11 protein-coding genes are annotated in these 9465 nt (G+C 64.5%); 2 read left to right on the top strand and 9 right to left on the bottom strand.

Annotation, left to right across the window (positions count from 1 at the left end):
- Positions 1-75: 75 nt before the first annotated feature.
- The 9 genes from flgN to rpsO form a co-directional block, all read right to left on the bottom strand.
- A complete protein-coding gene (gene flgN / locus ABLA28_RS08680; protein ID WP_347713323.1) occupies positions 76-549 on the bottom strand; it encodes a flagellar export chaperone FlgN in 474 nt (157 codons plus the stop codon).
- The gene (fliS, locus tag ABLA28_RS08675) at positions 539-1084 is read right to left on the bottom strand and encodes a flagellar export chaperone FliS (RefSeq protein ID WP_299298251.1); all 546 of its coding nucleotides are present in this window, start codon (positions 1082-1084) and stop codon (positions 539-541) included. The genes flgN and fliS overlap by 11 nt, the downstream gene beginning before the upstream one ends.
- Before the next feature lie 138 nt (positions 1085-1222).
- On the bottom strand, positions 1223-2413 hold the full coding sequence (gene trxB, locus ABLA28_RS08670) for a thioredoxin-disulfide reductase (protein ID WP_347713322.1): 1191 nt from the start codon (positions 2411-2413) through the stop codon (positions 1223-1225).
- Positions 2414-2595: 182 nt separating this feature from the next.
- Positions 2596-3465 carry a peptide chain release factor N(5)-glutamine methyltransferase gene (gene prmC, locus ABLA28_RS08665; protein WP_347713321.1) on the bottom strand — a complete coding sequence of 290 codons (870 nt, stop codon included), beginning with the start codon at positions 3463-3465 and terminating at the stop codon, positions 2596-2598.
- A gap of 7 nt (positions 3466-3472) precedes the next feature.
- Complete coding sequence (gene prfA / locus ABLA28_RS08660; RefSeq protein WP_347713320.1) at positions 3473-4546, bottom strand: peptide chain release factor 1; 1074 nt, start codon at positions 4544-4546, stop codon at positions 3473-3475.
- Between the two features lie 16 nt (positions 4547-4562).
- Positions 4563-5444, bottom strand: a complete 882-nt coding sequence (locus ABLA28_RS08655; protein ID WP_347713319.1) for a DUF1385 domain-containing protein — start codon at positions 5442-5444, stop codon at positions 4563-4565.
- Positions 5445-5499: 55 nt separating this feature from the next.
- Positions 5500-6198 carry an FAD-dependent thymidylate synthase gene (thyX, locus tag ABLA28_RS08650; RefSeq protein ID WP_347713318.1) on the bottom strand — a complete coding sequence of 233 codons (699 nt, stop codon included), beginning with the start codon at positions 6196-6198 and terminating at the stop codon, positions 5500-5502.
- A 74-nt stretch (positions 6199-6272) separates the two neighbouring features.
- Positions 6273-6500, bottom strand: a complete 228-nt coding sequence (rpmE, locus tag ABLA28_RS08645; RefSeq protein ID WP_299080533.1) for a 50S ribosomal protein L31 — start codon at positions 6498-6500, stop codon at positions 6273-6275.
- A gap of 24 nt (positions 6501-6524) precedes the next feature.
- The gene (gene rpsO, locus ABLA28_RS08640; protein WP_299080536.1) at positions 6525-6791 is read right to left on the bottom strand and encodes a 30S ribosomal protein S15; all 267 of its coding nucleotides are present in this window, start codon (positions 6789-6791) and stop codon (positions 6525-6527) included.
- Positions 6792-7218: 427 nt separating this feature from the next.
- On the opposite strand from rpsO, the gene ABLA28_RS08635 reads away from it, so the two are divergent.
- Together ABLA28_RS08635 and ABLA28_RS08630 are read left to right on the top strand one after the other, a co-directional pair.
- On the top strand, positions 7219-8151 hold the full coding sequence (locus ABLA28_RS08635) for an AraC family transcriptional regulator (RefSeq protein WP_347713317.1): 933 nt from the start codon (positions 7219-7221) through the stop codon (positions 8149-8151).
- Positions 8152-8579: 428 nt separating this feature from the next.
- Positions 8580-9465, top strand: an 886-nt coding sequence (locus tag ABLA28_RS08630) for a hypothetical protein (protein ID WP_347713316.1), incomplete at its 3' end; no start/stop codon positions are given.

Here is a 9465-nt window from a genome sequence, read left to right as displayed (position 1 = left end):
CTACACTCGACTAGTCGTCGGCAGCGTCAGATGTGTATAAGAGACAGCGCTCCCACTCGTCTCATTCCGCTTTTGCTAAGGGACAAAGGTGTTCCCTCCCATCTTGGTGTATCCGATGACGGCCTCCCGGCCCCGCGTCATGGACGCGAGTTTCTCGCGCAGCCCGGCAAGGTGTCGCTCCAGCTCCTCCTGAGCGCCGGCCTCGGCCCTCGTGAGCTCCTCCGCGGCCGCCCGGGTCTCCTGAAGGGCCTGGGAGAGCTCGCCGGAATGAGCCTCGGGAAGAGACGCAAGGAGCTGATCCCAGAAGCCGTCCGCACCGCGCGTACCCCGAAGCCCGGAATCGGAGAGGGCGTCCTGCCAGGAGTCCACGAGGAGCTGCAGCCGGGAGATGACCGCGTCCTTCTCATGAAGGATGTTCAGGAGCTCCTCCATGTCCTCGTTGAGGACGATGGCCTCGAGTTCGCGCGAGACCAGCGCCCTCAGGGAGCGGTAGAGGCCCAGTTCCTCGGAGAGCAGGTCCTTGAGCCTGGCCGGAAGATCATCCCGCAAGGTTCAGGCCTCCGGCCTTCTGAGACGCCGGCTTGGGGGCTGACGGAGCGGGGGCTGCGGGATTCCGGGGCGCGTCCTGCTTGAGCGCGGAGAGGGCGTTCCGCAAATCCTCGTCCTCGGGATGGGCCTCCTGATAGTCCTTGAGGAGCTTCATCAGGGCCTCCTCCCAGGTGCTCTTGAGCTCCTCCAGCATGGTGCGGACGGTACGGACGTTCTCCGGGAGCTTTTTGACGTTCGCCTCCACAAGGAGCTGGTACATGTAGTCGTAAAGGCGCATCAGGTTCTGGGCCATGTCTCCGCCCCTGGTGGTGTTGAGGGTGACCATCAGCTCCCGGATGACGTCCTGGGCCCGGATGATCTCACGGTTGGCAAGGTCTATGTCCTGCGGGTGCCCGTCCCCCTCCTCCAAAGCGGTCTCCGCGAGGCGGCAGGAACGTATGCCGATATCGTAGGTGATCAGCAACAGCTGCTCCTTGGTGGCCGTCGATATCTGGGTCGCCTGATAGGCGAACTGCGCGCTGCTCTTGTTTTCCATGAAAAGCATCCCCTCCTATGCTCTATTTTCGGCCGATCGGGGAAAAACTTTTGCCGGCGGCGGTCCTTCGTAAAAAAACGCGGCGGCCCCGCCCTGAAGGGTGGAAACGCCGCGTTCCCTCTCGGGGTGGAGACGGAGCTAGGCGAAGGCCTTCTGAACGTCGGCCTCGGAGGCTACGGTCGTGACCTTCGCGACCGCGCCCTTGCGGAGCTCCACCAGGGCGGGCATCTTGGCCGAGAGCTCCAGCTTCTCGGTCATGCGGGCATTGCGGTAGCCGTCGATGAGGGGGATCTTGACGCCCTTCGCCTTGGCGGCGTCCTCGACGGCCTTCAGAAGCTTGACCTGCTTCTCGTCGATGCTGGAGTAGAAGAAGGCGGTGACGCTCTCGGGCTCCAGGAGGGTCGTGCGCAAGTGGAGCTGCTCGTTGATGTAGGCGGAGGCGGCCATGGCGGCGATGGCGCCGTCGGAGGCGGCGGTGATGACCTGGCGCAGGTGCTTGCTGCACACGTCGCCCGCGGCGAAGATGCCCTCGACGGAGGTCTCCATGTGCTCGTTGACCAGGATCCAACCGCCCTTCTCGGCCTTGACGAGCCCCCTCACGCAGTCGTCGTCCGGCGTCTGGCCGACGAACATGAAGACGCCCGCAACCTTGAGGTTGGAGAGCTCGCCCGTCTTCACGTTCTTGAGCACCAGGTTCTCCACGATGCCGTCTCCCTCGATGCGCTCCACGACGCTGTTCCAGACGGGGACGATCTTGGGGTTGGACATCGCGTGCTCGATGGCTGCACGGTCGGCGCGGAACTCGTCGCGGCGGTGGATGATGTAGACCTTGGAGGCGAACTTTGTGAGGTAGACGCCCTCCTCGACGGCGGTGTTGCCGCCGCCGACGACCGCGACCTCCTCACCTTCGTAGAAGGCCCCGTCGCAGACGGCGCAGAAGCTGACGCCCTGGCCGATGTGCTCGGCCTCGCCCTCGCAGCCCAGGCGGCGGAAGTGCGCGCCCGTCGCGACGACGATGGCCTCGGCCTCGATGTCGCCCTTGTCGGTGACCACGATCTTCTTGCCGTCGCGCAGCTCCACCTTCTTGACGTCCGCGATGCGGATCTCCGTGTTGAACTTCAGAGCGTGCTCACGGAACATATTGCCCAGCTCGGGGCCCGTGGCGTGCTGGACGCCGGGCCAGTTCTCGATCTCGTCCGTGATGTTGATCTGGCCGCCGGTCGCCCCCTTCTCCAGCAGCAGAACGTCGAGACCCGAACGGCGCCCGTAGATGGCGGCCGTCATTCCCGCAGGGCCGGCTCCGATGATGACAAGCTCTCTCTTCTCCATGATGCATCTTCTCCTTTGAAATATAAATGGTGAAACGTAAAATGGATGTATTTTCCGTTCCCTTCAAATACTCAAAGCAAGAGTGGGCTCAGGCTCTTCATGTTCCCCGATTCCCCGGCCCCGAAAAATCGTCGGACCCGCGACGGGGCGCATGGGGGAAAACGAAGCTTCAACCGCCTCCATTATCCCCGATATCGCCAGGCCATGCAACGAGGAATTGCGGAAAAATCGAGGACGCTGCGGAGAAAGTCGAATCTGGAGGAATGTCCCTTCATCCGCTCCGCCTGATGCGCGTCCCCCATCTCCAGCAGCAGGAGCCCTCCCGGCTTCAGCCAGAGGGGCGCGGCCCCGAAGAGCGCGCGGTAGCAGTCCATGCCGTCCGCACCGCCGTCGAGGGCCATGCGAGGCTCGAAGTCCCGCACGTCCCGCATGAGCCCGCCTACGGCCTCCGTCGGAATGTAGGGGGGATTGCTGACGACCAGGTCGCACTCCGCCCCGACGGGCAGGTCCCCGGGCGTCCGGGAATGGATCAGAAGGGCTCGCCCGAGAAGCCCCAGGCGCCGGAGGTTGCGCCAGGCGCAGGAGAGGGCCTTCGGGTTCCTCTCGGCCAGGAACCCGAAGGCCTGCGGCCGCTCCAGCAGAATCGAGGCGGCGATGCAGCCGCTGCCCGTCCCCCAGTCCATGAAGACGAAGCCGTCGTCGGGGAGGAGGGAGAGGGCGAGGTCCACAAGGAGCTCCGTCTCCGGACGCGGGACGAGCACCCCGGGCCCGACCTCGAGCTCCAGGTCCCGGAACGGGGCGCTGCCCAGGATGTACTGGATCGGCTCGCCGCTCTCGCGGCAGCGAAGCTCGAGCTCGAAGCGCTCCTGCGCCTCCTCGTCCAGGGGGCTGTCCTGATGGGCCAGAAGCGCGGCGGCGGAATGGCCCGAGGCATGGCAGAGCAGCCAGTCCGCCTCCTGAGCCGCGTTTTGAATGCCGGCCTGGGACAGGCGTTCCCGCGCCTCCGCCCGGAGGACGCGGAGGGTTTTGGCGGCGCCGGCGGAGAGGGGCATCCGCCCCTCAGCCCTCCATGTGCTGCAGCTTTTCCGTCTGGTCCGCCAGGGTCATCGCGTCCATCATCTCGTAGAGGTCGCCGTCCAGGTAGGCGTCGAGCCTGTAGAGGGTGAGGTTGATGCGGTGGTCCGTGATGCGGTTCTGCGGAAAGTTGTAGGTGCGGATTCGCTCCGAGCGGTCGCCGGACCCGATCTGCCCGCGCCGCTCGGAGGCCTGCTCGGAGGCCTGCTTCTGCAGCTCCAGGTCGTAGAGCTTCGTCCTGAGGTAGGCCATGGCCTTGGCCCGGTTCTTGATCTGCGACCGCTCGTCCTGGCAGGTGACGACGATCCCCGTCGGAAGGTGGGTGATGCGGACCGCGGAGTCCGTCATGTTGACGTGCTGCCCCCCCGCGCCGCTCGACCGGTAGGTGTCGATCTTCAGGTCCTCCGTGCGGACATCGACCTCGACGTCGTCCACCTCGGGCAGGACGGCCACCGTGGCCGCGGAGGTGTGGATGCGCCCGCTGGCCTCCGTCACGGGGACCCTCTGGACGCGGTGCACCCCGCTCTCGAACTTGAGCTTGCTGTAGGCCCCGTTGCTGTCGATGCGGAACGTGATCTCCTTGTATCCGCCGATGCCGGTCTCGTTGCTGTCGATGACCTCCATCTTCCAGCGCTGCCGCTCGCAGAAGCGGTTGTACATCCGGTAGAGGTCGGCGGCGAAGAGAGCGGCCTCCTCGCCGCCCGTCCCGGCGCGGACCTCCACGACGACGCTCTTCTCGTCGTTGGGGTCCCTGGGCAGGAGCAGCCGCTTCAGTTCGTCCGTGAAGCCCTCGATCTTCGGCTCGAGCGCGTCCAGCTCGTCCCGCGCCAGGGCCTCCATCTCGGGGTCTCCGGCCTTGAGCAGCTCGCGCGCCTCCTCGATGCCGGCGAGGGTGGTCCGGTACTCGCGGTATTTTTCAACCACCGGCTCGAGTTGCGCCCGCCGTTTCCCCAAGGCTTGAAGCTCCCTGGGGTCCGAGGCCACGGCAGGGTCGGACATCCTGCGCTCTGTTTCCATAAAATCCTGTTCCAAAGCCCTCAGCTTGGGTTCGATATCCATTGAAGTCACGCTCCGTTCAGCTTGAGGAGGCGGCCGACGGGGCGGGATCGCGTTCCCGTCCCAGGGCGGCGTCCAGGGAGGTCAGGGCGACCTCTATCTGTGAGAGGCCGGGCTCCCTCGTCGTCAGGTACTGCAGGGAGAGGAAGGGGGCCATGATCAGCCGGCCCGCGGCTCCCGCGTTCGAGGTCAGGCGGATGATCTCGTAGGAGAGCCCGATCACCAGAGGTATCAGCAGGACGCGGGTTCCGGCCCGCCAGAGGAATCCGCCCTCTCCGATGGCCGAAAAGACGGCGATGCTGACGATGACCGTAATCAGGAGGAACGAGGTCCCGCACCTCGGATGGATTCGGGAGCACCGCGCGACGTTCGAGGGGGTCATGTCCATGCAGGCCTCGAAGGCGTTGATCGTCTTGTGCTCGGCGCCATGGTAGCGGAACACCTGACGGATGTCCGGCCAGAGCCCGATCAGGCCGATATACCCGATGAAAATAGCCGCCCTGACGAACCCCTCGAACACGTTCGCCCCGAGGGCCGAGAGGGAGAAGGCACGCTCCGCCCAGTCTGCCAGCCAGAGCGGCAGACCCACGAAGAGCCCCGCCACGGCGAAGACCGCCATGAACACGGCAAGCAGGATGTCCCTGGCCGTGAGCTTCTCCTGGGTCTCCTCCAGGGCTATTTCCGCGGAGCGGGACAGGGCCCGGAAGCCCGTGGCCATCATCTCGCACATGACGACGACCCCCCGCAGAAGGGGGAGCTTCCAAGGGGAGCGCTTGACGCGGGAGCTGTTGTTCCAGCTCTCGCGGAATATCGTCCCGTCGGGCCTTCGGACGGCCAGGCCCCATAGGTCTTTGCCCTTCATCAGCACGCCCTCGATGACAGCCTGCCCCCCGATGGGCATGCGCCGCGCCTCCTCCGCCGTGAGGGCGGCGGAGAGGAGGAGGGGCCGTAACCAATCAGTCTTTCTCGATCGCAAGGAGGTCCTCCATATCTTTGTAGGGTCTTCCGCACGGCCGGGCCTCGGTGCAGGGACCGAAGAGGCACGACGGGCCGGCCCTGCGGAAGATGACCGGCGCGACGGCGCGGCATTCGGTCAGCATGAGGCGGGCCATCTCCCGTATCTCCCACTGGGCCCTGCGGCAGAGCCGCAGGCGGAAGAAGTGGTGCAGCTCCCGCGCGTTCATCGTCAGGACCAGCCGGGTCCCCCAGCCGTGGGGAAGGATGAAACGGGCGTCCTCGGCGGGGATGCCTAGGGACAGGAGCTTTTTGTAAGCCTCGTGGGCCTCCCGGACCTGCCGGTCGAAAATTGCCGCCGCCTCGGGATGGGCCGCCACCGAGGGAGGGGTGATGACATCCGGAGCGGCCATTCGGACGTAACGCTGGCTCTGTTGGCTGAAGCTGGCCATGCGGTGCCGCACCAGCTGATGCGACGCGACGCGGCTCAGCCCGTCCACCGCGAAGGTGAAGACGGCGTGCTCGAAGGGTGAGTGGTGGCCGCTTCTCCAGATATGATCCAACAGCTCCTCCGAGAGGGACTCCTCCTCCCTCCGCAGGAGATCGGCGGCCGTGACGTCCCTGTAGCAGATCCTGGCGGCGGCGGCCACGAGCTCGTCCGGATTGGGAGTGGACGCCAGGAGAATCACCGTGCACGACATCTTCCGTCACCCCCCGGGCCGAAGCTGGATGCGCAAAACGCTCAGGATAACGTAAAAGGGGCTCGAGGCCCCTTTTACACTTCCGTCTTCTGGCCGTAATTGACCCCGGCGTATTTTTTCTGAAACTTCTCCAGCCGTCCGGCCTCCGAGAGGACGCGGCCCCGTTTGCCCGAGTAGAAGGGGTGGCACTGGGAGCAGACGCCGACCCGGATCTCCTTCTGGGTGGAACGGGTCGTGAAGGAGTTGCCGCAGGCGCAGGTCACCCGGCACTCCTGATATTCGGGATGGATTTCCTTTTTCATGAACGGTACACCTCCAAGCGGAAACTAATGGCGCAGACCGAGCCGCTCGATCAGGGAGCGATAACGGTTGAAGTCCTTGTCCTTCAGGTACTGCAGGAGCTTGCGGCGGCGACCAACCATCTTGAGGAGCCCCCTGCGGGAGTGAAAGTCCTTCTTGTGGATTTTCAGATGCTCCGTCAGCTCGCGCACCCGCTCGGTCAGGACCGCGACCTGCACCTCGGGAGAACCCGTGTCCGACTCGTGGGTCCGGTACTCCGCCATGACGGCCTGTTTCTTTTCCTTCTGGATCAACCCTCTTCACCTCTGTCTCTGAGATTGCCGCAGAACCAGGAACGCGTCGATCCGGAACGTCGATCCGAGTTCAGGGCCGGAAGGTATCTTACCACCGGCGGCGGGACCGCGCAAGGCCGAGGGAGGTGCCGTCGGGTTCTCCACGGCATGTCCGCCGCCGCGGAAAGGCCGCGGAAAGGGTAAAGGTGCGGTAGAATGAAAGCGCCTTACGGGAACTCGGCCTCTGCGGAAGGTCGTGAGCGAGCCGCTCTCGAACCGGATTCGGGATCGCTTCCGATGCGCGCGGTTCCGAAGTTCGCGGCGGGCGAGGCCTGTGGCAAGGCCTGTCCCGGAGGAGGCGGAGATCGACCGGCGCGGGAAAGCGCCCCTCACGTCTTCGGTTTTCCCGTGCCGCTCCGGCACGACAAACGCTGAGGAGGAGAAGGCGATGAAGGACAACCTCTCCGAGAGGGCTACCCGCCCCTGGGTACCGTTCCGCGAGTTCATCGGAAACAACCCCTACCTGGGGTTCTTCCGGACGAGCAACCTGACCGTGATCGTGAGCCGCAGGCCGGTCTGTATGCTGCCCAACAGCTACCGTCACGAGAGCGTGCAGTTCTTCATCGCCCTCTCCCCGGTTCGGGGCGGGACGCGGGACGGACACCCCATCTTCGTCCCAGCGGGCTCCATCTACCCCGTCAACGGCAGTCAGTCCCACGCGGTGGCCGAGCCGATCCCCAACGTCTCCTTCATCAGCCTCTACTTCCGCTATTCCTTCTTCCAGAAGATGTGCCGTACCCTGCGCGGCACTCCCGACACGTTTTTCGAGAACGACCTGATCTCCTACGACCCCGAGCTCAAGGCCCTGATGCGCGCATTCTTCATCGAGTACGGAGGGGGCAGAAGGGGCAGCCCCGGTATCGGGTCCGGGGTGATGATCGACAGCATCGTCACGCAGCTTGCCGTCTGCCTCATCCGCAGGCTTCGTTTCACCGCGGCGGCCACGGAACAGCGCGTCCCAAGCGACGCGGAGCTGGACCGGGCCGTCGAGCACCTGAGCGAACGCAGTGCCCCCTGCCCCCTCTCGGAGGTCTCCCAAATCGTCCATGTCAACAAGTTTACCGCCCTGCGCAAGTTCCGCGCTCACACGGGCATGACGCCCCGCCAGTTCCAGATGCTGATCCGCATCCACCGCGCGATGGATATCCTGAAGGACCCTCAATGCACCATCGCCGAAGCGGGGAAGCTCTGCGGATTTCCCAATCCCAGCCACTTCGCGCGCGTGTTCCGCCGGAAAACCGGGCTTTCTCCCACCGAATACCGTCGAAAATCCCTCGGCGAAGCGTCCCGGCATCCAGTATCTCCTCCTGAAAGTCAATAGCGGAACAGGAAAAGGACAAGAACGGAACATTCTTTTTCAAAACAACGTGCTATCCTGACAGCACGCAGGCTCTCATTTCTGCGGGGAGGTTCGGGTACGCCTCCCGGGAACGGACAGAGGAATGACCAAACGAGGGACGGGCGCCGCTGCGGGGGGAAGCGTTGTCACGGCGCCGGACTCGAGGAGCCTGGGAAAGACCGAAAAGGAAGGAAGTGTCGTTCGTCATGACAAAGCGTTTGAGGCAGTTCAAGGTTGCGTCGGTACTGTTTGTGTTGGCTCTGGCCGCCATCACCTTTGAAGGGAAGCCGGCTTCGGCTGCTATCCCTAAGGACATCTACTTCTTCATCGAATACACGGCTTCGACGTTGGAGTCGGGAGATGTAAGCACCGAAGGGGGTACCGACCTCACGGTAAAGGGCTTTTCCGAGATGTTCCTCGGCGCGAAGGTCGATGTGGTGGGAACGCGCCAAGAGGGCGTCTTCGCCCTCAAGTGGCCCAACGAGATACAGAAAGATTCCTCTGCCGGTCTCGACTACCAGGTGGGGGTTCCCAACCACGAGGGAGCCTTCGGGTTCTCGGTCGGGACGAAACCGGGTGATACGGGAAAGCTCGTGCTGAAAATGGAGAACGGGGGGACGTCCTCCAAGTTCACCTTCGAGATCGCCGCAAAAGATCCGGTCAGCGTAGATCAGAGCAAGGCGGCACTCGCCATCGACACCTCGACGGCTTCAGAGGACACGATTACCCTGACGCTCAAACCCACGGCCGGAGCGGTTGATAAGGACCTCAAGGTCGCCGGCGTCACGTTCGACTTCGACCCCGCAAAACTGGACGCGGCCAAGCTCTCCCTCACCTGGGACGGCGCCGCCAACAAGATCCAGGCCAAGGCGCTCGACGCGGCCTACAGCGTCAAGGACGTCCCGGTGAAGGCCAAGGTGGACGTGACGTTTACCGGCGTGGACGGCCAGAACTGGACCCTTTCCGAGGCCGTCGACTTCACGGTCACGTCCGGGCCGGGACGCCCCGCGACCGTCACGGTGACGGCTACGGCGAGGGCCGGCGGCACCATCGCGCCGAGCGGTGCCGTCACGGTGCCCTACGGGGCGGACCAGGCCTTCACGATTTCACCCGACATAAACTATAAGATCAAGGACGTCAAGGTGAATGGGGCCTCTATTGGCGCGGTGGCCGCCCACACGATGAAGAACGTCACATCCGACGGTGCCATCGAGGCCACGTTCGAAAAAACCTCCGGCGGTGGTAGTGGCGGTGGCGGCGGTAGTGGCGGTGGCGGCGGTAGTGGCGGTGGCGGCG

Source organism: uncultured Fretibacterium sp. (genome assembly GCF_963544685.1).
In the GTDB taxonomy this organism is placed as follows: domain Bacteria; phylum Synergistota; class Synergistia; order Synergistales; family Aminobacteriaceae; genus CAJPSE01.
This window is presented reverse-complemented; position numbering and strand designations above follow the sequence as displayed.

Coding starts and splice junctions, on each gene's coding strand:
- ABLA28_RS08635 (WP_347713317.1), top strand. CDS start 7,219: ATGAAGGACAACCTCTCCGAGAGGGCTACCCGCCCCTGGGTACCGTTC.
- prmC (WP_347713321.1), bottom strand. CDS start 3,465: ATGCCCCTCTCCGCCGGCGCCGCCAAAACCCTCCGCGTCCTCCGGGCG.
- ABLA28_RS08655 (WP_347713319.1), bottom strand. CDS start 5,444: ATGCCCATCGGGGGGCAGGCTGTCATCGAGGGCGTGCTGATGAAGGGC.
- prfA (WP_347713320.1), bottom strand. CDS start 4,546: ATGGATATCGAACCCAAGCTGAGGGCTTTGGAACAGGATTTTATGGAA.
- fliS (WP_299298251.1), bottom strand. CDS start 1,084: ATGGAAAACAAGAGCAGCGCGCAGTTCGCCTATCAGGCGACCCAGATA.
- trxB (WP_347713322.1), bottom strand. CDS start 2,413: ATGGAGAAGAGAGAGCTTGTCATCATCGGAGCCGGCCCTGCGGGAATG.
- rpmE (WP_299080533.1), bottom strand. CDS start 6,500: ATGAAAAAGGAAATCCATCCCGAATATCAGGAGTGCCGGGTGACCTGC.
- thyX (WP_347713318.1), bottom strand. CDS start 6,198: ATGTCGTGCACGGTGATTCTCCTGGCGTCCACTCCCAATCCGGACGAG.